We start from the raw sequence: 22,483 nt of genomic DNA on the forward strand, positions 1-22,483 counted from the left end.
CCTTTCATTTTTTCCTTAGGCAATTCAGTACGAATGAAGCAGCAATGCCTGCTCTCGCTGCCGCGCCGCGGGGAAGGCCGCCCGTCAGCTGTAGGCACGAGTCTGGAGGTTCGCGCCAGCGCGGGAGTATCAGCTGGCGTTAGAAGGCACGGAAGTAACTTCCGCGCCATAGAGGGGCAGAAGAGGGAGCTATAGAGGGCAGAGGTCATGTGAGGCTGCCGCCTCATGGAAGCTGAAAGCTTCCGCCATTATAGGTCCAAGTTGGAAACTTGAACCAGAGAAAGCGGCAGGCAAACAGCAATAAGTAAACAAGCAGCAATGAACAACCAACACTTCTGCCAGTGGCACCTCTGTTAATTAGCACTTCTGCCCCTGGCTGATGTGCGCAGCACGGGCTCGCCCCAGGCTAGCGGGACAGCAACGGTTACATGCAGAGGCAGATAGAGCTAGAGAAGTTGATCAGGAGAGGAACCCAAACCAGTCCTGGGGGTGAGCGCCTCTGTTAATACGGTGCCGAAGGCAACGCCAAAGGCGTAGTTTTAACAGCAGTGCTCACCGCCAGGACGGGGCCCCGCGGCCGTGAGCGCTTACCGGAAAAGATGAAACAACACAGTGAGTGAGGCACCGCGTCAACCACCAAAGCCAAGGGAATAGCGGACTACGCATTTCAACTGCAGCAGCAATGGAACACAGCCTATGAGGCACTCATCCCACTGTCCAGCCAGGGGAACAGCAGACTACGCCACTGCAACAATGAAAAGAGGGAGACCCTGCGTTAACCCGCACCACCAGGAAAATAGCAAGCTACCCACTGCAGAAACAGGCCGCTCCGCCAAAGGGACAACTGCAGACTTCCATAGCAACAACCTTTCCCACCACTCAAAAACAACTTGACCTGTTTTGGAGCTGTTTTCAGGAAAACAGCTCCAAAACAGCTATTGCACCAGGCGGTAAAACACCCCATTCCCCACCCGTTCATACCGCTGAAAGAGAGCGGGAATTTTGTACTGCAGCTCCGGCATAAGCCCCTGCTGGTCTACAATATAGGTGGGCGGGTTCTTCCGCAGGTCCTGGTAGACAGTGAACAGGGCATCATAGTAGTGCAGACGGCCCAGATACGGCTGCGCCAGATCCCACCGCAGATACGGTGAACCCAGGTGGTTGTGCTGGTAGTAGTTCAGGTCAGGCCCCAGCACCAGAAGACGCTCGTTTCTGACCTGCTGGTAGAGGGGGCTATCCTGCACCTGCACCCGCTGCGGCTCAATGCCCAGCGGCGCGTACACCAACCCCAGCGGATTGTACCGCATCACCACCACCCCTGCCAGCAAGACCAGAAAAAGGATTTCAGCGAGCCAGACCTTCTTGCCCTGCCAGGAGAAGAGGAACACCCCAAAATACCCCAGCAAAGGCAGGAGCAGCACCAGGCCCTTGGCAGAGCCGTCATGTCCGCTTATCAGCACCAGGCCGCAGACAATCACCCAGATGAGCATGAACTGGAGAAAACGCGCCTGGTAGTTCAGCCCCAGGTTTACCAGCGGCAGGCTTAAGAAAGAGAGCAGCAGCACCGTTAACGGGATAGCCGCAATCTTCACCACCTGCCAGAACGGCAACACAAACGTAAATTTAAACTGCCATGACCACGCCAGCCCCTGCTCCAGAAACGGCAGGGTGGCATCTTGGTACAGAAAAAGGGTGAACACCACACTAAACGGAAACATGAACCCGGTCAGCATCAGGAGAATGCTCCGGAACGCGTTAGAGGCGAAATAGATGATGGCAAAGAAACCCAGCACCAGAAACCAGATGAGCGGCAGGTAAAACAGCGCCGCCAGCCCCAGCATGAAACCTGCCCTGAACAGGCGCCCCGCATTGGTGGCCTCTTTGGAGATAGCCGTCAGGTTAGAAACCGCCAGAATGATGAACGTCTGCCCCAGCAGCAGCTGTGAGAGCACGTCCAGCTCAAAAAAGACACTGCCAAACACCAGGTACAGCAGCGCCGGCACAAAGCTCTTGTAGGGGTGCACCTGGTTTCTGTTGAAAATATGGTTCAGCAGAAAGGCCTGGTAGCCCAGCACCGCCGTGGCCAGCAGCCTATGCGCCAGGTAAGATTTCCCAAAGAGCGAGTCCAGGAGCCAGTACACCGCTGCTGAAAGCGGGGCGGTGGCGTCATACACATCGCGGTACAGGACAAAACCCTCGTGCAGGCGCTCCCCCAAGAGCATGTGGTGCAGCTCAGAAAGCGTGGCAGGCACCCCAAAAAAGAGTAACGGAAGCCGGATCAGGAGAAACAGCAGCACCAACACCACCCACCTAGACGGGAACAAACTGCGGAAGAATCGTATCAATCGTACATGCGGCTGAGCCACCCTTGCAAAGTGGGCGGCGGTTTGTGGGGTAAAAATGTGAAATTAATGCGATATTTGCTGAACCATGGAGAGTAAACGACAACAAAAATTCGCCCGGCTGATTCAGAAGGAGCTGGCTGAAATCTTTCAGCGCAACGTCTCCCACTTGTTTCAAGGGGCCTATATATCCATCACAGATGTAAAAGTTTCACCTGACCTGGGTGTGGCCAAGGTACACCTGAGCCTGCTGCTCAACCCCAATGGCCGGGACCTGCTCAATGAGATCAGGGTGAACTCCAAGACCATCAGGCATGAACTGGCCAAGCGCATCAAAAACCAGGTGCGCGTGATCCCGGAGCTTATCTTCTATCTGGATGACACCGCCGAGTATGCCGCCAAGATGGATAAGATCATCTCTGAGCTGGACATCCCCGCTGAGTCAAAAGAAGACCCCTCCAACCCGTTCAGGTCTGAGGAAGACGAGGAGGACCTTTATGACGAGGAAGGCCTGGAAGATGAAGACGAAGACGATCTGAGTGACCGATAACCGCAGCCCCACCCACAGCTACTAAACCCACCCATGCAGTACGATCCTATTAAACGCGTCCTGGGCGAAGCGTTCAACAAAACGCCTTTCCTGCGCAAGCTTTTCTACAACCTGCTAGACCTGCTGCTGCTCCGCTCGTGGCACATTCACAAGGAGCTGAAGGCCTGGGCCAAAGGCAAAAGGCAGCAGCCCATCCAGATACTGGATGCCGGCTCGGGCTTTGGCCAGTACACCTATTATCTGTCTGGCATGAGTGACAAGTGGCGCACCCTGGCCGTTGACGTGAAAGACGAGCAGGTGGCAGACTGTAACAACTTCTTCCGGCAGATCAACCGCCGCAATGTGCTGTTCAGGGTAGAAGACCTGGTGACGTTCCAGGACCCGCAGGCGTTTGACCTGGTGCTGTCTGTAGACGTGATGGAGCATATCTTAGAAGACGTGGACGTGTTCAAAAATTTTCACGCCTCGCTTCGCCCCGGCGGAATGCTGCTGATCTCCACCCCGTCTGACCAGGGCGGCTCAGACGTGCACGGCGATGAGGAAAGCTCGTTTATTGAGGAGCACGTGCGGGACGGTTACAACATTCAGGAGATCCAGGAGAAGCTGCGCACGGCCGGCTTTACCCGCATGGAGGCCAACTATTCATACGGCACCCCCGGCAAGATCTCGTGGCGCCTGAGCATGAAGTACCCAATCCTGATGCTGGGTGCGTCAAAAGCGTTCTTTGTGCTGTTGCCGTTCTATTACCTGGTGACCTTCCCGTTCTGCCTGCTGCTCAACTGGCTTGACACCCACAGCAAGCACCCCACCGGGACAGGTCTTATTGTGAAAGCCTGGAAATAAGCCCTCTTTACCGGTGACCAAAGCAGGAACAGGTTACCCGGGAGAAACGCAGCAGCCAAGCCAGAACCCGTAAAAGCAGAGACTGTCTTTCTGTTTTTGGCCTGTTTTTCAGAAAACAGGCCAAAAACGCACGTATTGACCCGGTAAGTTTTTTGCGTTTTGCTGCGTACCTTGCTCTATTGAAACCAACCCCCTATGACAGAGCTCCTCAGAACTGATTCCGGCAGCCAAGACTTTGCAGAGCTGGTGGCCCTTCTAGACGCTGACCTGCACGTAAGAGACGGAGACGACCACTCCTTCTTTGCCCAGTTTAACAAAATAGACATGATCCGGCACGTGGTGGTGGCGTACCAGGGCATGGTGCCAGCAGGCTGCGGCGCCATCAAACCGTATGCAGACACTACCGCCGAAGTAAAAAGGATGTTTGTGCTGCCTGAGTTCAGGGGCCAGGGCATTGCAGGCCGGGTGCTGCGGGAACTGGAGCGCTGGGCTGTTGAACTGGGCTTTGAGAAGCTCATCTTAGAGACCGGGAAGGCCATGCCAGAAGCCATCAGGCTCTACAGCAAAAACGGCTACACACCTATCCCTAACTACGGCCAGTACAAGAACATTGAGAGCAGCGTGTGTATGCACAAGCCGCTGCAAGAGGAGAAAGTAGAACACCTGTAACTTTTTGCCGGTGCTGCCCCCTGTCCTTAGCCCATGTTTAAATTTTGATTTTACTGGCGAAAAGAGCCGGGGAAAAGTTCTTCAGCAGCAGCGCTACAGAACGGGAAAAGTGTGCACGCCGGTTCTTTTATGGCGTTATGCAGCGTAAGAGACAAATATAAACAGGCGCTTACGGCCAACAGAAAAGAAAACCCTTTGGCCTGAGAACAGTAAACCGAACTTAAGGGTGGCTGGACGCCACCCTGCCCTTACTTTACACGCATACCTTAAAGATGAACGTTGCCCTTTTAGTAGCCCGCCGTTACTTCTTCTCTAAGAAGAAGCGCAACATCATCAATATCATCTCCATTATTGCCATGATTGGCGTGGGCGTGGGAACCATGGCCCTGATTGTGGTGCTGTCTGTATTCAACGGATTAGAGGACCTGATCAAGTCCCTGTATGGCAAGTTTGACCCGGAGATCAAAATCACGGCCCTGCAGGGCAAGTCATTTGAGGCCAATGCTGATCTTCTCAACAGAATCAGGCAAACACCCGGGGTCGCCCTTATCACAGAGGTCATTGAAGACAACGCCCTGCTGCGCTACAATGACCGCCAGATGGTGGTGAAGATCAAAGGCGTAAGTGACAACTTCTTTCAGCAGAACCAGATTGACTCTGTCATTGTAGACGGCGACCACCGCCTCAAACGCGACGGCAAGCAATATGCCCTCATTGGCCGCGGTGTGCAGTACCAGCTCTCTATCAGACCAGAGAACCCGTTCTCGCCCCTCCAGTTCCTGTACCCCAAGGCAGGCAAGAAGACCATTATCAACCCAGAGAACGCGTTCAGGCAGATTGGGATTCAGGCAGGCGGGGTGTTTGCCATTGAGCGGCAGTATGATGACCAGTACGTGTTTGTGCCGCTCGCTTTTGCGCAGGAACTGCTGGGCTATGAGAACAAGCGCACTTCTATTGAGGTTAAAACCCACAACCCTGCCAACATTGACAAGGTACAGGCCGCCCTGCAGCGCACCCTAGGAGCCGGCTTTCAGGTCCTGAACAGTGAACAGCAACACGTGAGCCTGCTCAGGGCTGTGAAGGTAGAAAAGCTGTTTGTGTTTGTCACGTTCACCTTTGTGCTGCTCATAGCTTCTATCAACATCTTCTTCTCACTCTCCATGCTGGTGCTGGACAAGCAGAAAGACATTGCCATTCTGGCCTCTATGGGCGCAGACCCGGGTACCATCAGGCGTATCTTCCTCACCGAGGGGGCCATTGTGGCCTTTACCGGTGCGTTTGTAGGGTTGGCCGTAGGCGGGGCCATCTGCTGGATTCAGCAAACGTACGGCCTTGTTTCCATGGGCATGACCACCTCAGTGGTAGAGGCGTATCCTGTGCTCATGCGGCCCATGGACTTCCTGCTTACCGCGGCCGCCATTATTCTCATTACCCTGCTGGTTTCCATCAGACCGGCCCGTAAAGCCGCAGCCATCTCCGTCAGAGACCACTTGTAAGCCCAATCCCCGCCAGCAGGAGCGGTCCTTGTTTCCTTTCAAACACAGCAACCCTAGCGCCCAATTAGGGGAAAGAAAGAACGGTACCCCTCGCAGAAGAGAGCTCTCTTTTTAACGAATTCTGTTTTCGGCCTGATTTTCAGAAAACACGCCGAAAACAGAAAAAGCGTCTACTTTTCTTGCCGGTTCAAAACATTACGGCCTGCCGGAGGTTGATTTGCTAAAAATTTTACCATTCCCTGTACAGCGAATTGGAATTTATAGTAATTTCAAGATTGGGATAGCGAGCCTCTGCCATGAAAGTATTCACCACACAGCCTTTTCAAGTTATTTATTCGCTCTTTGAGCACGAATACCTGGGCTATCTCTTTGAGTCTTTTGTGGTGCAGGTCAACTCTAAAAAGCAGCTCACGCTCCAGCACCAGAACATCTCCAGCAAGAATGCCGAGGAATTTGCCGCCCGCCTGGACGAGGTGGACTTCAAGCTCATTGAGCTCATGGACCAGATCCAGCAGGACGCGGTGTTCAAGAAATTTGCCGTAAAGAAAACCACCCTGGCCGACTTCTTCTTCAAGACCTATGACCCCGCCAAAGGCGATAAGCTGCTGCAGGAGACCATTGACCACTACGTACAGGCTAGAATGTCTAAGATTCTGGACCTGCTGCAGCACAAGATGGTCTTTATCATGGGCAAAGACGGTGAACCCACCTGGAAGCAGGTGCAGATGGCCACTGAGAAAGCCACCGTGCTGTTCCACTTCCGGCGGAATGACGACAATACCCACTATTTCCCCACCATCAAGTACAAAGGCGAAAAGCTGGAGTTCCAGTACCAGAACGCCGTGCTGGTGTGCAAGGAGCCGGCGTGGCTGCTGCTCAATGACGTGTTCTACAGCTTTGAGAAGCAGGTAGACGGCAAAAAGCTGCAGCCGTTCCTGAATAAGAAGTTTATTGTGGTGCCCCGCAACGTGGAGGAAAGCTACTACCGCAAGTTTGTGGCCCCGCTGGTAGAGCAGTTTGATGTCTACGCCAAGGGTTTTGAGATACAGTCTGAGCGGTACGTGCCGCAGCCGCAGCTCCAGATCTCTGAACTGGCCGTGGCAGAACCCGCCCCCGTTTTATTTTCCGCCCACGGCGAAGAAGAAGAGGAGGAGTACCCTCAACCATCAGACGCTGATAAGATTGTGTTTCAGCTGCACTTCCAGTACGGTGACTACACTGTGGGCACGCAGGAGACGCGCCAGATCAGTGTGAACGTGGAGAAAACGCCAGATTCGTACATCTTCCACCGCGTGCACCGGGATCTGGAGCAGGAGAAGACGGTGATGCGCGAACTGGCCAGCCGCGGCCTGGAGATCAGGAACGGCAAAGCCGTGCTGGACAAGTCAAAAGCCTTTAGCTGGCTCAATGCGCATGCATCAGCGCTGGAAGAACTGGGCCTCACAGTCAAGCAAAGCCAGTCTGACAAGAATTATTTCATTGGCGAGACCAGCGTGAGCGTGGGCATCAACGAGACCAATGACTGGTTTGATATTTACGGGACGGTGCGGTTTGGGCCGTACGAGATACCGTTTATCAAACTGCGCAACCACATTCTCACCAAGCGCCGCGAATACAAGCTGCCTAACGGCCAGATCGCTATCATTCCGGAGGAATGGTTTACGCAGTACCTGGAGCTGTTTGCCTTCTCTGAAGGCGATGACGAGCTCAAACTGCACAAGCACCACCTTTCTCTGGTCAGTGACCTGCAGAACGGCAACCTGGCCACCGTCACCATGAGCCGTAAACTGGAGAAGCTGCGCGAGTTTGAGGCCGTAGAAGACAAGCCGTTGCCCAGCGGTTTCAAAGGCGAACTGCGCCCGTACCAGAAGGCGGGCTACAATTGGCTGCACTTTGTACAGGAGTTCCATTTTGGCGGCTGTTTAGCTGATGACATGGGTCTTGGGAAAACCGTGCAGACGCTGGCCATGCTGCAGCACCGCAAGGAGCACGGTGCGCAGAGCGCCTCGCTGCTGGTCATGCCCACCTCTTTGATTTATAACTGGTTAGCTGAGGCTCAAAAGTTCACGCCGCAGCTACGTATTCTCACCTACACCGGCACGTACCGCAATAAGAACGTCTCTCAGTTCAAGCATTATGACCTGATCCTGACGTCTTACGGCATTGTGCGGCTGGACCACGAGATCCTGCAGAAGTACGTCTTTGACTATGTGATCTTAGACGAGTCACAGGCCATCAAAAACCCAAATTCCAACACCTCAGTATCTATCAGGGAGCTGAAGTCAAAGCACCGTTTAATCCTCACCGGTACGCCCGTGGAGAACAGTACGCTGGATCTATGGAGCCAGATGTCGTTTATCAACCCGGGGCTGCTGGGTACGCAGAATTTCTTCAAGAAGGAGTTTCTGCGCCCCATTGAGAAGCTGAAAGACGAGCACAAGACCCGCCGCCTGCATGCGCTCATCAAACCCTTCATCTTGCGCCGCCACAAGAGCCAGGTAGCCACTGAGCTGCCCGAAAAGATTGAGCACGTCACCTACTGCAAGATGACCGAGGAGCAGGAGCATGCCTACGAGGAAACCAAATCTTACTACCGCAACAAAATCCTGAAAACCATTGAGGAGCAGGGCACGGGCAAATCTCAGTTCATGCTTCTGCAGGGCCTCATGAAGCTGCGCCAGATCGCCAACCATCCGCTCATGGCAGATCCTACGTATGAAGCCGAATCCGGGAAACTGGGCGAGGTACTGCGCCTGACCAAGAACGTGGTAAGCGAAGGACACAAAGTGCTTATCTTCAGTCAATTTGTGAAGCACTTGGATTTGGTGAGGGCGGCGCTGGACGAGCGCAAGATCAAGTACGCCTATCTGGACGGTTCCACCAAAGACCGGCAGGCGCAGGTGAATAGCTTCCAGAATGACCCCAACCTGCCCGTGTTCTTGATTTCGCTCAAGGCCGGGGGCGTTGGCCTCAACCTCACCGCCGCCGACTACGTGTTCATCTTAGACCCCTGGTGGAACCCCGCCGTAGAGGCCCAAGCCGTTGACCGTGCTCACCGCATAGGCCAGCAGAACACCGTCTTCACCTACAAGTTCATCACCAAGAACAGCGTAGAAGAGAAGATACTGGCCCTGCAGGACAAGAAAATCCAATTAGTCTCTGATCTGATTTCTACCGATGAGGCCGTGATCAAGCGTCTGACAAAAGAGGATATTGAGAGTTTGCTGAGTTAATTTGTTTTTGGCTTGTTTTTGGGAAAAGAGGCCAAAAACGGGAAAAATGCATTCGGCTAAAGTTTGGAGAATAATTGTTGAATGGGTTAAAACCCATTCCAATTGATAAGGGATATATAGTTAGACGCTAATGTGCACTATACCTTCCTGCTAACAGAAAATATTGACTCCAATATCACGTGCAGGCTTGAATAGAAATGGGTTTTAACCCATTCAACATAGATTTAAATCTTGGCTTTAGCCGAATCTATCAATTAACATTTCCAGAGGTGCCGTTCATCAAGGTATATATTCATTTTGTGTGGGCTACCAAAAACTGAGAGCCTCTGCTTGACAACAAAGTATTACGGTTACAGGTCTGGAACCATATCAGAGAGAATGCCAGAGAAAAGGGGATTTTTCTGGACTTCATCAGCGGGGATGCTGATCACTGCCACTGCTTGGTTTCGCTGGGAACAGACCAGACTATTCAGAAAGTGGCGCAACTGATCAAAGGCGAATCTTCTTACTGGATCAACAAACACCGCTTAACTGCCTCAGAATTTAAGTGGCAAGATGAATATTTTGCAGTTTCTGTCTCAGCATCAATGTTAGACAAAGTGAGGTAGTACATTAAGAGACAAGAGGAGCACCACAGCAAAAAAACATTTCAGGAGGAGTGCGACGAGCTTATTCTGAGACACGGATTTGAGCAAATGAGCGACGGTTAAACTGAGAGAAAAGCTGAAAGCTTGTTGATCAGGAGAGGTATTAACACAAACGAACGCTTGCACCAAAGCTTATCTAGACATAATTTATTGAGGGAATAAACGTCTTTGCACGTTCACAGGCATAACTCAAGGCCCCAATTTAATCATCTCTAAAATACTTCTGTCAGTTTGGCTTTCTTGAAATAATACCGTTATCTTCAAAATTCAAACAGATTATCCTCATCCTCCAGTCCACTACCTAAACCCACCCAATGACCTTACGCTTACCCTTCCTTCTACTTGCTCTGGTTTGCGCCATCACCGCCTTTGGGCAAACCAGCTCAGAAACGGCGGCCCAGGCAGCCAAGCTGTACAGCCAGAAAGCCTATGCCCAGGCGGGACCGCTGTACGTGCAGGCTGCTGAGGCTACTACGAACAAGAGCCAGAAGAAATCCAGTTACTACAACGCTGCCTGCTGTTATGCCATGGCCCAGGACATAGAGAGTGCGTTTACGTACCTGAACCTGGCGGTCAAAAACGGCTGGCGGGACAAAGACCACCTGAGCACAGATGCAGATTTAAAGGCGCTGCATGCAGACAAACGGTGGAAGAGCCTCGTCAACGCTGTGAAGCCAGCGTACAGTGAGAATGCTACCTCCAGTAAGATCATCACGGCAGACCTGGAGAATTTCTTTAAAGCGTTTGAATTGGCCAAAAAGGATACCGCCAAGGCGCCGGAGGTTTTCCAGAAGCACTACTTTGAAAAAGGCACCGCCGGGTTAGAGGATTTCTTCGCCAGTAAGATCAAAAATGAGCAGGCGTTTTCTAAGGCTGTGCTTCAAAATCACCGTTTCTACAGTTCCATTCAGCCCACTGTCACTAAAGCGGGTGACTTTAAAAAGCACATCTACACCTCTTTTACCCAGTTCAAAGACCTGTACCCCAAAGCCGTTTTCCCGGATGTGTATTTTGTAATAGGAAGTTTTACCTCTAACGGCACCGCCTCAGACAACGGCCTGCTCATTGGCACCGAACTCATGAGCAAAACACCCTCTACCTCTCTAAAAAACTGGAGTGACCGGCAGAAGAAAACGGTTATGGACTTTGAGCACATTCCGGTCACAGTGGCACATGAGCTGATTCATTTCAACCAGCAGGGCATGAAAAAAGAGAACACGCTGCTCAAATACGCACTGGTAGAAGGCTCCGCCGAATTCCTGGCCGAACTGGTCACCGGCAAGACTGACGGCGATTACTCTTCCTTCCATGACCGCGAACTGTTGATCTGGGATGATTTCAAAAAAGACATGTACCTGGATAAGTATGATGAGTGGCTGAATGCCAAAGAACCAAAACGCCCCCGCAATGGCATGTACTGGGCCGGGTATCAGATCTGCAAGGCCTACTATACCCAAGCCAAAGACAAAAAACAGGCCGTAGCTGATATGCTCAACATCAAAGATTATATGAATTTCTTTGTGCAGAGCAAAGTAGACGAGTTCATGAGAACGAAGTATATCAACTAGGCCTTATTCGTTTTTACAAGAGCAGACAGAGAAGGTTAAGCACTCCGCCTGCTCTTGTTTTTACAGTGACCGCCATGTCCCACCACCTGATCAGACACATTGAGCGGTTTATCCCCGTCTCAGAGCAGTTAGCGGCACGTCTGCAACAGATAGGCAAAGAGCACACACTGGAGAAAGGTGCCTACTTGCACAAACCCAATAGAGTCTGCACCACTACCTATTTCATTGAAAAGGGGCTGGTGCGGGTTTTCTACCGGAAGGGAGAGAAGGAAATCACTGATCAGTTTTCCGCCGAAGGCGAGTGGATCACCTCTATTCACAGTTTTTTGAAGAACGTGCCGGACGCTTGTTATATACAGACGTTGGAGCCGTCTGCCCTTATGGGTATTGATCTACAGCAACTGGAGCAGTGTTTCCTGGATTTTCCGGAGATGGAGCGCTTTGGCCGCATGCTTATGTCAACCTATTTTCTGGAGCAGTCTGAGCGCATTATTTCCCTACAGTTCCACACCGCGAAGGAACGGTATGAGTTTTTCCTGAAAACAGCCAAACACAAGGCTACCCGCGTTCCGCTGGGTATGTTGGCCTCGCACTTGGGCATGACCCAAGAAACTTTAAGCAGAATCAGGGCAGAGAAGGATGCTTTTTGATGTAGATCAAATTCTGAAATAGGAGAGACCGCTAGCTTTGGAGCATCTTTTGAAACCAAATCATCATGACTCAAAGACAAGCTGCCCTACCAGGCTTAGTGGCTCCTATTCTGTTCTGGGTTACGTATCTGGCCTTAGCAGCCTTACGGCCTGAATACAGTCTATTGACCAAAGCGGTGAGCGAACTGGGTTCTGTTGACGCCCCGCGAAAAGTCCTTTGGAACGTGTTAGGCTATGTGCTGCCTGGGCTGCTGATCGTCCTTTTCTCTTGGGGGCTTTCCCGCCATATGGCTACCGCAAAAAAAAGTAAATTACCCGCCTACAGTCTTCTCCTCAGCGGGCTCTTCATGGCCCTGGCTGGCATTTTTCCGGGAGATTTTGAGAACAGGCAAACGCTGACTATGCTGCTGCACACAATTGGGAGTTTTGGGAGCTATATATTCTTTCTGATGGCAGCCTTTTCTTTTCCGGCGGTAATGAGAACCTCTATTTATTGGAAAGATGCCATCAAACCCACCCTTCTTTTTACGTGGCTCACCATCTTGTTTGGAGCATGGCCTTTTGTTTTTCAAGATTTCCCAGCGGTAGGTCAGCGGCTGGTGTTCTTCTTCTATTTTGCCTGGGTTTACTACGTGGCGTTAAAGTTTTATAAACAGCCCCAGAAGTAACTACAGCTCTTTCTCCCAGCACAAACTGAACTTCCTTAGACATTACTGCTGCTTCCCAAACTGAAAATCTTATCTCCTTTCATTCAATATTTTATCTAGAAAATGTATATTGAAATCAAATCTGTAAGCATATGGAAAGCACCCTTTTGTTTATTGGCAACATTGGAATGGGAGAGCTGTTTCTTCTCCTGCTCATTCTAGGCATACCGGGTATTCTCTGGATCTGGGCGGTGGTTGATCTGCTTTCCAGCAAGTTCGCGAACAGCACTGAAAAACTTATCTGGCTGATTGTAATTGCGTTTCTACCATTCATAGGCGCCATCCTGTATCTGATCATTGGCAGACCGCAGAAGATCAAGACTTCTAATAATTGGGATCAGCTTTAACTCATTAGGATACTTGAAAGAGATGTAGCTGTTTTGGGACTATTTTCTCAAAAACAGGCCATAAACAGAAAGACACCTGCTCCAAATAGAACAGATGCCTTTCTGTTTATGGTACTCTTGGCTTATGCCTTCAGCTTAGAGTAAGGAAATCTTTTAGAAGCTTTGCGCATGATGGTGTTGATGATTGTGCTGGTATCGCTGCCCAAGCCTCTGGAGAGGGTTTTCTCATATTTCCAGAGCAGTTCACCTGACCCACCATCATAGATATTAATAGCTGTTTTGCCAGAGTTGGTAGCCCCGTAAAAGCCCACAGCCAGGCCTAAAGCCAGAGAAGCTCCGTCAGACATAGGCTTATCAGTTTTAAAGGTACCCATGATCAGACCGTCTACCCCTAACACTTTGGCAAGTTCGCCGGGAGTGAAAGATTTGATGTTTTCAGCAGTGATGTTGTTCTTCAGCAGAAGGGCATTGGTGGTGTTGGCATCCTGAAAGGAAACAGTATAGTCATCTTTGCCACTTTCTTTCAGGAAATACGTCTGCAATGCACTTTGTACCGCCAGACCCTCATTTTTCTCTATTTCTTTGATCCGCTCTGGGGTCATGGTCTTCATCTGGTTAGGCCGCATACCAATAGAGGCCTCAAACGGAAGAATAGCCAGCTTTTTATGCTCTTTGGCAATGGTAGCAAAGGCAGGGTTTGTGTAAATTTCTTTTGTTTGGGCATAGCTCCCCAAGCTGGTCAACAGCGCCAGCAGCACTAAAACAAAAAGGGTACGTCTCATTAGAAAGGTTTGTGTAGGTTGATTTAAGTATTAAAGTTTGGTTAATTCTTAGATAGCGTCATTCAATTGGGTGTGTAGGTAGGGAACTGGTACCGCCTGCCACTATTTTTGAGGGTTTCCTGATCAAAAATAGCAGAAAAAGAGCTTTTCCCTGAATAAACATACCAAAATAGTTGCTCTTGCTTACGCTTTCAGTTTACCATAAGGAATCTTTTTGCTGGCTTTTCTGGTGATGGCACGCACAATGGTTTGGGTGTCGCTCCCCAGCCCGCGGGCCAGCATTTTATCATAGCTCCAGAGCAGGTCTCCGGTGGCCCCGTCATAGATCTTCATGGTTGTGTTTCCGGCGTTGGTGGGGCCACCGTCTGTAATGTCTGGGGTGAAGAAGAAGGTGTAGGCTGCAATGGCCAGGGCGGCCCCGGTAGAAAGGGGTTTCTCAGTGGTAAGGGAGCCCATAAGCACAGCATCAACCCCCAGCAGCTGCGCCAGTTCAGTGGGGATGAATTGGGTCAGCTCCTCGGGCTGGATATCTTTTTCCTCCAGAATGGCATTGGTGGTGCGCACGTCCTGCACAGAGATCACTTCCCGTTTGGCATTTACGGTCTTCAGGAAGTACACCTGCAGGGCACTCTGCACCGCCCGCCCGTGTTTCAGCTCCAGATCATAATGTCGCTCTGGGGTCAGGTTCCGCATTTCATTCGGGCGCAGGCCCACCCGCACATCAAACGGAAGGATGGCAATGGTCTTGTGGTTTTTGGCAGCCGTTCTAAAGGATTTGCTGGTGTATACGTTTTTTGAGGCGTAATGGCAACCAGACAAGGACAGCAACACCGTGGCCAAGGCCAGCAAAAAGGTACTTCTTAATTTCATTTCTATGGGTATGTAAAGCAATGTTCTTATCTTTCTTTTGGCCTACCTGCGTAGGCTCTGGCAAAACTTTCCTTGGGTTGGGGGGTTAAGAAAAGAAACCACATCTGGCCAACATGAAGCTCCATATACAGGTACCGGTGGCCCAGCACTACCAGGCAGTTCTGCAGGCTTTCAACAGAGACCTGTTCAAGGCCCTTTCCCCCCCATTCCCCCAACTAAAAATTTTACGCTTTGACGGCAGCCACCCCGGCGACAGGGTAGAGGTAGCGCTGGTAGCCGGACCTTTTTCCCGCCGTTGGACCAGCCTCATCACGGAGCGGCAGGAAAGTGAAAACGCGGTCTGGTTTGTAGACGAAGGGCAGGAGCTACCCGCCCCGCTCACGTTTTGGCGCCACCAGCACCTTGTCACCCACCACGGCACCCACAGCATCATTCATGAGAAGATTGAGTACCGCACCGGCTCCAAACTGCTGGACCTGCTGCTGTACCCGGTCCTGTATGCGCAGTTTGCCCTGCGGGCACCGGTGTATAAGAGAGTCTTTGGAAAGGTGCAATAGCTGTTTTGGCCCTGTTTTCAGAAAAACAGGGCCAAAACAGAAAACTATTCTGGTACTATATGCGGTCCCAGCCAAGGCTGAAATTGGCAGCAGCCCGCGTGTACAAGCGAGAAAGAAGCAGTGCAACTACCGCTCCCCAGCGGCTCTGGTTTCTGTTCCCGTTTCTGTTTTGGGCCTGTTTTCAGAAAAACAGGCCCAAAACAGAAACGGGCGGTTTTCCCCAGCTCCTCCGCGGGCTAAACCTTTTACCGCCCTGGCAAGTTATGCTCACTAAAAGCGCAATTCTGCGTAGATTGGCAACATGGCAAAAGCAGCAGTCATTGGTTCTGGAATTGGCGGCATAGCGGCGGCGGTACGGCTGGCCGTGAAAGGCTTCCAAGTCACCGTATTTGAGGCCAACCCCAGCTATGGCGGAAAAATGACGCAGTTCACGCTGCCCGGCGGGTACCGCTTTGACGCCGGGCCCAGTCTGTTCACCCTGCCGCATCTGGTAGATGAGCTGTTCACGCTGGCCGGCAGAAACCCCAAGGACTATTTCAACTACCAGCGGCTGCCGGTGGTAACGCAATATTTCTGGCCAGACGGCACCCGCCTCACCGCCCACGCAGAACCAGACGCCTTTGCCCATGAAGTGGAGCAGAAGCTGGGGGTACCGCAGGAGCAGCTGCAGCGCCACCTCCAGAAAGTTGCCCGCCTCTACCACGCCACTGAAAGCACATTCCTGCACAAGTCCCTGCACCGCCTGGACACCTACCTGAGCAAAGACGTGCTGAAAACCCTGCCCGCTCTGCCAGAGCTGGGGCTGACCACCACCATGCACGCGGCCAACGCCCGCGCCTTCAAAGACCCGCGGCTGGTGCAGCTGCTGGACCGCTACGCCACCTACAACGGGTCAGACCCGTACCAAGCCCCGGGCACCCTGAACCTGATTCCGCATCTGGAGTTCAACATTGGTGCTTTTTATCCGGAGGGGGGTATTTATGCCATTGCCCAGAGCCTGGTGAAGCTGGCCCAGGAGCTGGGGGTGGAGTTCAGGTATCAGGAGCCGGTACAGCAGATTCTCACGCAAGGCAAGCAAGCGGTAGGCGTACAAACCGAGCAAGGGGAATACCCTGCGCAGCTGGTGGTCAGCAACATGGACATTGTGCCTACCTACCGCAGGCTCCTGCCGCAGCAGCCCGCCCCGGAGAAAACCCTTCAACAGCCCCGCAGCTCTTCGGCGCTCATTTACTACTGGGGCATCTCCCGCACGTTTCCAGAGCTGGACCTGCACAACATCTTTTTCAGCCAGGATTACCGGCAGGAGTTCCAGCATATCTTCCAGCAGGGCAGCGTGTCAGAAGACCCCACCGTGTATGTGAACATCACCTCTAAATACACGCCAACAGATGCGCCCGCCGGGCATGAGAACTGGTTTGTGATGGTGAACGTGCCGCACAACACCGGGCAAGACTGGGAGACGCTTATACAGCAGACCCGGCAGCATGCCCTGCAGAAGATCAGCCGGGCCCTGGGTACCAACGTAGAGGCGCTTATCACCGCAGAGCGGGTCTGGGACCCCAAAGGCATTGAGGCAGACACGTCTTCGTTTGGCGGCGCCCTCTACGGCAGCTCTTCTAACAACCGGATGGCGGCTTTTCTCAGGCACCCCAATTTCACCGGCAAACTCAAAGGCCTGTACTTTACCGGCGGTAGCGTGCATCCCGGCGGCGGCATACCGCTGTGCCTGCTCTCGGCTAAAATAGTAGGGGAGCTGGTACCGGCCCCCTCTACAACAGTTCCCGCCTGATGTAAGCCATAGCCCCTCCCGGAGTGCCTCCTCCCTTGGTGCCATGTTCTCTGCAGTGCCATTGGCGTACCGGAGGTTCTCTCCCTTGGGGAACACAAGCTTTTCTCAGGATCCTGCCTAATCTATTCTATTAAAAGTTACAAAATTGGTTATGTTAACTTCTGCCATTGTTAGGGTGAAAGGGGCCTCTTTTTACTCAGACACCCTGAAATCTGCCTTTCAGGCCGCCAATTTGCCGCCACCTCTTCTGTGATGACCATCCATTCTTGCTGTCTTGCCACCTTGTTTGCTGCTGCATTCCTAAAAAGTATTATATTTGTTTACGGCTATTGAACGGATATGGAACAGGGAATTGCACGGGATGAGCTCCTGCGGAAAGCAATGCGGGCGTTTAGTTTGAACGGGGTGAAAAATCTTTCCCAACGCAAAATCATGCAGGAGTACGGTCTCTCCGCTGCTGAGTTCCAGGCGCAGTTCTCTAACAAGGAAGACTTTCTAAGGCAGGCGCTCAACCTTTACCTGGAGGAACAGCGCAAAGTACAGCTTACTTTGCTGGCGAAGTCACACCACCCCATCTCTGAGCTGCTCAACGTGATCAAGCACCATGCCGCTGAACTGCTCAAAATCACCCCGGCTTTTTTCATTCAGATTGAGTACCTGTACCCGCAGGTCTGGCAGCTTTACCAGCGGCATATCCAGATGCACACCTACCACCTGTTCTATGAGCTCCTGAACAAAGGGGTGCAGCAGCGTCTCTTCCGGCAAGACCTTAACCTGGAAGTGGTAACCAAAGTACTGCTGGAGCAGATCAATGTGCTGCTGAACAGGGCGCTCTTTCCGCCCCAGCGGTTTAATCTGGCAGAGGTGTTCAGGGGCATTTTTCTCTACTACCTGAAAGGTATCTCTACAGAGCAAGGCAACAAGGAGCTGGAAAATTTCTTCTCTGATTTTGCCCTCTCTTAAAATGACCGCACTGTAGGGCCATAAGCAGATCATTCATTTGCAAAAAAACGTATCTTTAGAACCCCATTTTGTTGGGAGCCTATGGGTAAGGACTCTAATACAAATCTATGACATTCAAACAAACCATTTTGCAGGAATTACTGACGCTTATCAGGCAGGAGGGGCTTTCCCACCTGAATGAGCAGGAGGTGGTTGAGCGTGTTGACATCTCTTCTGCCACTTTCAATGAATTCTTTCAAGGCATGGAGGACCTGGTGACGCAAGTGGTGACGTTTGACCTGGAAAACAGGAAACAGGAGCATGAACGGCTTTTCAGGGATGAGCAGAGCCCTTTACGCCGCCTGCTGCTGGTGGTGCAGCTAGGCCTGGAAACCCTTAGAATGACCCAGCCTACCGTACTCAAGGAAATCATGGAGAAATACCCCAATGCCTGGAAACTGTATTGGGAGCACTCAGACCAATATACCAAGCAACTGCTGCATGAGCTCCTGAATGAGGGGGTGCTGGCTGGCGAGCTGCGCCGGGATATCAACATACAACTGGTGGCCAAGATCATGATGGAACAGCTGAGCATGCTGATCAACCCGGTTCTTTTCCCTCCAGAGCAATTTGACATAGCTGAAGTTTTCAGGAGTGTTTTCCTGTACTACATCAGGGGGTTGTGCACAGAGGCGGGCATGAAAACCGCAGACAACTTTTTTGCCTCTCTGAAATAGCAGGCCTAAGCCTGCCTCATAAAAAAGGCTGCCCCATGCGTGGGCAGCCTTTTTTATGAGGAGAGCATGTTTAGAGAATCTATGGATGCGGGCCCAAAGGCCTCTATGGGTACCTCGGGTTCTGTTTCAGGGCTGTTTTTAAGAAAACAGGCTAAAAACGCAACACATGCCCTGCCTGGCTTGCGCCAGATAAAACGCTTTCAGAGACAGTGCATGCAAACTCTGAACATGTTCTTTCTCCTGTTTTAGCTGATAGAGGTTCTTACTTTCTGCGTGAATTCTCTCAGCGCCGTTTTAAAATCTGTCTCCTGGTCGTTCATGTGGTTCAGGATCCAGATGGCGCCAAACACGTGGGTGAGTTTTTCCCCTTCATCTGCGCCTTCAATCTCAAAGGCGGTCATTTGTTCATTGATCAATTGGGCTTCGGCTTCCATGAGTGACTCAATGGTCTGCGTCTCTACCAATTTCTTGATTGCTGGTACTTTCATGTTACGTTAAACGGTTTTTCTGATCATCTCCTGTACATACTCCTCTTTGCTGGTGGCAGCGCCCTCTACCAACTCGCCGTTTTTGAACACGGCAAAGAAGGGGAGGTTGCTCACACCGGCTAACTTGCGCGCCTCTGGGCTGGTTTCTGCGTTCACGTCTACAAACGCCACGCCGGCAAACTCCTCATTGTCTGCCATGCGCTTGAACTTTGGTGAAAACAGGCGGCAGTTGCCGCACCAGTCAGCAAAAAACTTCACTACCACGCGCTCGTTGTTTTGCAACACACTCTGAAAATCCTGATCTGTAGCTTGAATAATAGCCATAGGTGTAATCTATTTTCTATTTTTAGGTCTGGGTTACGTTACTTGCAAAGATAGCGTTTCTGGCCTACTTTTATGAAAACAGGCCAAAACCATTGTTTCCACAGTTCTAAAGACTAGAGACAGGTTGTGCTGCGTTCTTTCAACACTTTCCGGTTCAGGATAGTTTGAAAACAGCTTCTGCCCGCCTCACCATCATACGCTCATGCCGCTCTCCACCCGCACAAAAATAAGTATCTGCCTGCTTCTGCCGCTTGCCGCCCTGGCTTTCTCTGCCTTTGCCCCGGCGTGGCAGCAGTCAGATTTGATCAACAGATTGGTGGCAAAATTAACCTTTCTGCACAACAGGTATCCGCAGGAAAAAGTTTACCTGCACCTGGATAAACCGTATTACGCCGCCGGGGAGGATATCTGGTTCAAAGCCTATCTGGTCAATGCCCATGACCACACCCCCAGTACGCACAGCCGGGTGCTGTACGTAGAGCTCATCACCCCGGAGAACACCTTCTTCAGAACCGCCGTTTTCAGGCTGAGCAAAGGGCAGGGGGCCGGGAACATGGAGCTGCCAGATGATATTCCGGAGGGGATGTACCGCCTGCGGGCCTACACCAGCTGGATGCAGAACTTTGATGAAGACTATGTCTACCACCAGAACCTCAACATCTTCAGCCCCCGCAAGACAGACCTGGTCAGCACCACCGCCTTTACCTATAAGCGCCAGGGAGCCGGTGACTCTGTTCTGGTGAACCTGAGGCTGCTCAACTACCAGGAGAAGCCGCTGGCCCAAACCGCAGTGGCCTATTCTACCAGCTATGACAAGAAAGCCTCCTCAAAAAAGATAACCACCAACGCAGACGGCAAAGCCCTGCTGCGCCTCTACCTGCCAGACGGAGCCAGCCAAAGCCCCAAACTGCACTTCACGGTAGAGCAGGGGGGCAGGGCTCTCAACCATACCATTGCCTTCCCCCAGAAGCAGGAGCAAATTGACCTCCAGTTCTTTCCGGAGGGCGGCAACCTGGTAAGCGGCCTCTGGAACACCATTGCGTTTAAGGCAGTAGACGCCAACGGGCTGGGCAAAGAGGTACAGGGGGGCATTTACAACCAGCAGGGCCAGAAACTATTAGATTTCAAGAGCCAGAAGTTTGGCATGGGGCGCTTTGGGTTTGTGCCGGAGGCGGGGAAAAAATATACCGCACGGCTCACCACCAAAGGGGCGGCCAAAGAGTACGCGTTGCCAGAACCCCAGCAGAAAGGTTTTATCTTAACCGTAGACAGCAAGGCGCCAGAAAACCTTCGGGTTAAATTTTACACGCTTGGTTTTAGCCCAGACAGCACCGGCAGACCTAAAACCCTTACCTTGGTGGGGCAGGTGCGGGGCGAAATCCTCTATGCCGCCGTTAGCCCTACCGCCCGTGATGTGTTTCAGGTTGAGATACCCGCCAGTAAGTTCCCCACGGGCATTGTGCAGTTCACGGTTTTCTCAGAAAAAGGGGAGCCCCTGGCTGAACGGCTGGTGTTTGTGAAGCATTCCCCTCAACTGCAGTTAACCCTGACCCCAGACAAACCGGCCTATAAACCGCGGGAGAAGGTAACCCTGCAGCTGCAAGCCAAAGATGAGGCCGGGGCCCCCGTAGCGGGTCATTTTTCCCTCGCCGTCACTGACCAGAAAGCTGTTATACCGGCACCCAATGCGGCCAATATTGTGTCTTACCTGCTCATGAGCTCAGACCTCAAAGGCTATATTGAAGAACCGTCTTATTACTTTACCTCGTCTTCGCCTGAGGTGGCCACCGCTTTAGACAACCTCATGCTCACCCAGGGCTGGCGCCGGTTTATCTGGAAAGACCTCCTGCTGGACAAGTTCCCCAGCACCAGCTTCAAGGCTGAGAAAGGGCTGTACCTCAGTGGTACTTCTACCAAATTAACCGGTCAGCCAGATGCCTACGCCAGTGTGGTGATCTCAGACCTCAACAACCTCAAAAGCACCATCACTATTCAGACAGATGACCGGGGCAAGTTCAGCTTTCCGTTAGACAGCTTCACAGACAGCTCTAACCTGGTAGTCAAATCCTCTAAAGGCGTTGGCTCTATGCTGGTGCTGGACAACAACCTGCCGCAGATCCAGGTGCACCCGCAGGCACCGTACCACCCCGTTCCGGCCCCGTTCTCAAATGAAGTCTGGACGTACCTGCAGCGTAACCGGGAGCAGCTCAAACTGGATCAGTACTCAGGCAAGAGCAGCATTCTGCTGCAGCAGGTGATTGTGCGCGGAAGAAAGGAAGAGGAACGCCCCGCCGCCTCTGGCAACCTGCATGCTACCCCTGACTATATTCTAAAAGGCTCTGACCTGTCACCTGGCATTAACATTATTCAGTCTCTGCAGGGGCGGGTAGCCGGGCTGCAGGTGACCAACGGGCAGGTTAGCATGCGGGGCGGCGGTTCACCGCTCTACCTCCTGGACGGCATGCCTTCTGATGCCCAGTTCATTCAGTCTATCAACCCCAATGAGGTAGAGTCTGTTGAGGTACTGAAGCCGGGTGCCTCCTCTGCCATCTACGGTGGCCAGGGCGGCAACGGCGTCATTGCCATCAACCTCAAAAAAGGTGGCTCCAGCAGCTCCAACACATCTCCTACCGGTGGGGCCGCCGCCCAGCTGCCCGGCACGGCCACGTACCAGGGCCTGTACTACTCCAAGACCCGCGAGTTCTATCAGCCCAAGTATGACAAGCCAGACACCAGCAACGTGGTCATGCCAGATCTGAGAACCACTCTCTTCTGGAGCCCTACGGTGCAGACAGACGCCACCGGCAAAGCCGAGATTACATTTTACGCCGCAGACCAGAAAACCACCTACCAGGCGGTTCTACAGGGCATGACTGCCACTGGCAAAGTAGGCTACCTGCGCAACTCATTTCTGGTGAAGTAATCTCCCGCTGGGGCCGTAG

At 52.1% G+C, this 22,483-nt stretch carries 19 protein-coding genes and 1 pseudogene; 15 read left to right on the plus strand and 5 right to left on the minus strand.

The features are described from left to right. Nucleotides 1–935: 935 nt before the first annotated feature. Complete coding sequence (locus tag FHS90_RS02860) at nucleotides 936–2,345, minus strand: hypothetical protein (protein ID WP_182511644.1); 1,410 nt, start codon at nucleotides 2,343–2,345, stop codon at nucleotides 936–938. Nucleotides 2,346–2,430: 85 nt separating this feature from the next. Here FHS90_RS02860 and rbfA point away from each other — a divergent pair, with 85 nt between their 5' ends. The 10 genes and pseudogenes from rbfA to FHS90_RS02910 all read left to right on the plus strand — a co-directional run bounded on the left by rbfA (nucleotide 2,431) and on the right by FHS90_RS02910 (nucleotide 13,052). Beyond that, nucleotides 2,431–2,892 carry a 30S ribosome-binding factor RbfA gene (gene rbfA, locus FHS90_RS02865; protein WP_066832804.1) on the plus strand — a complete coding sequence of 154 codons (462 nt, stop codon included), beginning with the start codon at nucleotides 2,431–2,433 and terminating at the stop codon, nucleotides 2,890–2,892. 33 nt (nucleotides 2,893–2,925) lie between these two features. Then, complete coding sequence (locus FHS90_RS02870; protein WP_182511646.1) at nucleotides 2,926–3,735, plus strand: class I SAM-dependent methyltransferase; 810 nt, start codon at nucleotides 2,926–2,928, stop codon at nucleotides 3,733–3,735. A 195-nt stretch (nucleotides 3,736–3,930) separates the two neighbouring features. Beyond that, entirely contained in the window at nucleotides 3,931–4,404 is a 474-nt protein-coding gene (locus FHS90_RS02875; RefSeq protein WP_066832806.1) for a GNAT family N-acetyltransferase, read from the plus strand. A gap of 272 nt (nucleotides 4,405–4,676) precedes the next feature. Then, nucleotides 4,677–5,900: an FtsX-like permease family protein gene (locus FHS90_RS02880; RefSeq protein WP_066832809.1), complete on the plus strand. Its 1,224-nt coding sequence runs from the start codon at nucleotides 4,677–4,679 to the stop codon at nucleotides 5,898–5,900. A gap of 296 nt (nucleotides 5,901–6,196) precedes the next feature. After that, nucleotides 6,197–9,133, plus strand: a complete 2,937-nt coding sequence (locus tag FHS90_RS02885; RefSeq protein ID WP_182511648.1) for a DEAD/DEAH box helicase — start codon at nucleotides 6,197–6,199, stop codon at nucleotides 9,131–9,133. Nucleotides 9,134–9,459: 326 nt separating this feature from the next. Further along, nucleotides 9,460–9,843 (plus strand): annotated as a pseudogene (locus tag FHS90_RS02890) (IS200/IS605 family transposase). 251 nt (nucleotides 9,844–10,094) lie between these two features. Continuing rightward, the gene (locus tag FHS90_RS02895; RefSeq protein ID WP_182511650.1) at nucleotides 10,095–11,348 is read left to right on the plus strand and encodes a TPR end-of-group domain-containing protein; all 1,254 of its coding nucleotides are present in this window, start codon (nucleotides 10,095–10,097) and stop codon (nucleotides 11,346–11,348) included. Between the two features lie 74 nt (nucleotides 11,349–11,422). Next, the gene (locus FHS90_RS02900) at nucleotides 11,423–11,998 is read left to right on the plus strand and encodes a Crp/Fnr family transcriptional regulator (RefSeq protein WP_182511652.1); all 576 of its coding nucleotides are present in this window, start codon (nucleotides 11,423–11,425) and stop codon (nucleotides 11,996–11,998) included. 65 nt (nucleotides 11,999–12,063) lie between these two features. Next, complete coding sequence (locus FHS90_RS02905; protein ID WP_182511654.1) at nucleotides 12,064–12,666, plus strand: DUF998 domain-containing protein; 603 nt, start codon at nucleotides 12,064–12,066, stop codon at nucleotides 12,664–12,666. A gap of 131 nt (nucleotides 12,667–12,797) precedes the next feature. After that, nucleotides 12,798–13,052 carry a PLD nuclease N-terminal domain-containing protein gene (locus tag FHS90_RS02910; protein ID WP_182511656.1) on the plus strand — a complete coding sequence of 85 codons (255 nt, stop codon included), beginning with the start codon at nucleotides 12,798–12,800 and terminating at the stop codon, nucleotides 13,050–13,052. Nucleotides 13,053–13,174: 122 nt separating this feature from the next. Here the strand turns inward: FHS90_RS02910 and FHS90_RS02915 are convergent, their stop codons facing one another. After that, nucleotides 13,175–13,834, minus strand: coding sequence for a hypothetical protein (locus FHS90_RS02915; RefSeq protein ID WP_182511658.1), 660 nt, complete (start codon nucleotides 13,832–13,834; stop codon nucleotides 13,175–13,177). A 183-nt stretch (nucleotides 13,835–14,017) separates the two neighbouring features. Continuing rightward, entirely contained in the window at nucleotides 14,018–14,704 is a 687-nt protein-coding gene (locus tag FHS90_RS02920; protein WP_182511660.1) for a hypothetical protein, read from the minus strand. 113 nt (nucleotides 14,705–14,817) lie between these two features. Here FHS90_RS02920 and FHS90_RS02925 point away from each other — a divergent pair, with 113 nt between their 5' ends. The 4 genes from FHS90_RS02925 (at nucleotide 14,818) to FHS90_RS02940 (ending at nucleotide 18,729) form a co-directional block, all read left to right on the plus strand. Then, entirely contained in the window at nucleotides 14,818–15,261 is a 444-nt protein-coding gene (locus tag FHS90_RS02925) for an SRPBCC family protein (protein WP_182511662.1), read from the plus strand. Between the two features lie 301 nt (nucleotides 15,262–15,562). Continuing rightward, complete coding sequence (gene crtD, locus FHS90_RS02930; protein WP_182511664.1) at nucleotides 15,563–17,050, plus strand: 1-hydroxycarotenoid 3,4-desaturase CrtD; 1,488 nt, start codon at nucleotides 15,563–15,565, stop codon at nucleotides 17,048–17,050. Between the two features lie 339 nt (nucleotides 17,051–17,389). Continuing rightward, nucleotides 17,390–18,013, plus strand: coding sequence for a TetR/AcrR family transcriptional regulator (locus FHS90_RS02935; protein WP_066832836.1), 624 nt, complete (start codon nucleotides 17,390–17,392; stop codon nucleotides 18,011–18,013). A gap of 107 nt (nucleotides 18,014–18,120) precedes the next feature. Next, nucleotides 18,121–18,729, plus strand: coding sequence for a TetR/AcrR family transcriptional regulator (locus FHS90_RS02940; protein WP_066832840.1), 609 nt, complete (start codon nucleotides 18,121–18,123; stop codon nucleotides 18,727–18,729). Between the two features lie 245 nt (nucleotides 18,730–18,974). Here the strand turns inward: FHS90_RS02940 and FHS90_RS02945 are convergent, their stop codons facing one another. Further along, nucleotides 18,975–19,217: a DUF6952 family protein gene (locus FHS90_RS02945; RefSeq protein WP_066832843.1), complete on the minus strand. Its 243-nt coding sequence runs from the start codon at nucleotides 19,215–19,217 to the stop codon at nucleotides 18,975–18,977. Between the two features lie 6 nt (nucleotides 19,218–19,223). Continuing rightward, nucleotides 19,224–19,541: a thioredoxin family protein gene (locus tag FHS90_RS02950; RefSeq protein WP_182511665.1), complete on the minus strand. Its 318-nt coding sequence runs from the start codon at nucleotides 19,539–19,541 to the stop codon at nucleotides 19,224–19,226. 202 nt (nucleotides 19,542–19,743) lie between these two features. Between FHS90_RS02950 and FHS90_RS02955 the strand changes: the two genes are divergently transcribed. After that, nucleotides 19,744–22,464 carry a TonB-dependent receptor plug domain-containing protein gene (locus FHS90_RS02955; protein WP_066832849.1) on the plus strand — a complete coding sequence of 907 codons (2,721 nt, stop codon included), beginning with the start codon at nucleotides 19,744–19,746 and terminating at the stop codon, nucleotides 22,462–22,464. Nucleotides 22,465–22,483: the final 19 nt, after the last annotated feature.

This window comes from Rufibacter ruber (assembly GCF_014138425.1).
In the GTDB taxonomy this organism is placed as follows: Bacteria; Bacteroidota; Bacteroidia; order Cytophagales; family Hymenobacteraceae; genus Nibribacter; species Nibribacter ruber_C.

Bases quoted from the DNA above. Each gene is read 5' to 3' on its own strand.
- FHS90_RS02955 (WP_066832849.1), top strand. From the start codon at position 19,744: ATGCCGCTCTCCACCCGCACAAAAATAAGTATCTGCCTGCTTCTGCCG.
- FHS90_RS02925 (WP_182511662.1), top strand. From the start codon at position 14,818: ATGAAGCTCCATATACAGGTACCGGTGGCCCAGCACTACCAGGCAGTT.
- FHS90_RS02905 (WP_182511654.1), top strand. From the start codon at position 12,064: ATGACTCAAAGACAAGCTGCCCTACCAGGCTTAGTGGCTCCTATTCTG.
- FHS90_RS02915 (WP_182511658.1), bottom strand. From the start codon at position 13,834: ATGAGACGTACCCTTTTTGTTTTAGTGCTGCTGGCGCTGTTGACCAGC.
- crtD (WP_182511664.1), top strand. From the start codon at position 15,563: ATGGCAAAAGCAGCAGTCATTGGTTCTGGAATTGGCGGCATAGCGGCG.
- FHS90_RS02895 (WP_182511650.1), top strand. From the start codon at position 10,095: ATGACCTTACGCTTACCCTTCCTTCTACTTGCTCTGGTTTGCGCCATC.
- FHS90_RS02910 (WP_182511656.1), top strand. From the start codon at position 12,798: ATGGAAAGCACCCTTTTGTTTATTGGCAACATTGGAATGGGAGAGCTG.
- FHS90_RS02935 (WP_066832836.1), top strand. From the start codon at position 17,390: ATGGAACAGGGAATTGCACGGGATGAGCTCCTGCGGAAAGCAATGCGG.
- rbfA (WP_066832804.1), top strand. From the start codon at position 2,431: ATGGAGAGTAAACGACAACAAAAATTCGCCCGGCTGATTCAGAAGGAG.
- FHS90_RS02885 (WP_182511648.1), top strand. From the start codon at position 6,197: ATGAAAGTATTCACCACACAGCCTTTTCAAGTTATTTATTCGCTCTTT.
- FHS90_RS02920 (WP_182511660.1), bottom strand. From the start codon at position 14,704: ATGAAATTAAGAAGTACCTTTTTGCTGGCCTTGGCCACGGTGTTGCTG.
- FHS90_RS02945 (WP_066832843.1), bottom strand. From the start codon at position 19,217: ATGAAAGTACCAGCAATCAAGAAATTGGTAGAGACGCAGACCATTGAG.
- FHS90_RS02950 (WP_182511665.1), bottom strand. From the start codon at position 19,541: ATGGCTATTATTCAAGCTACAGATCAGGATTTTCAGAGTGTGTTGCAA.
- FHS90_RS02900 (WP_182511652.1), top strand. From the start codon at position 11,423: ATGTCCCACCACCTGATCAGACACATTGAGCGGTTTATCCCCGTCTCA.
- FHS90_RS02940 (WP_066832840.1), top strand. From the start codon at position 18,121: ATGACATTCAAACAAACCATTTTGCAGGAATTACTGACGCTTATCAGG.
- FHS90_RS02880 (WP_066832809.1), top strand. From the start codon at position 4,677: ATGAACGTTGCCCTTTTAGTAGCCCGCCGTTACTTCTTCTCTAAGAAG.
- FHS90_RS02875 (WP_066832806.1), top strand. From the start codon at position 3,931: ATGACAGAGCTCCTCAGAACTGATTCCGGCAGCCAAGACTTTGCAGAG.
- FHS90_RS02870 (WP_182511646.1), top strand. From the start codon at position 2,926: ATGCAGTACGATCCTATTAAACGCGTCCTGGGCGAAGCGTTCAACAAA.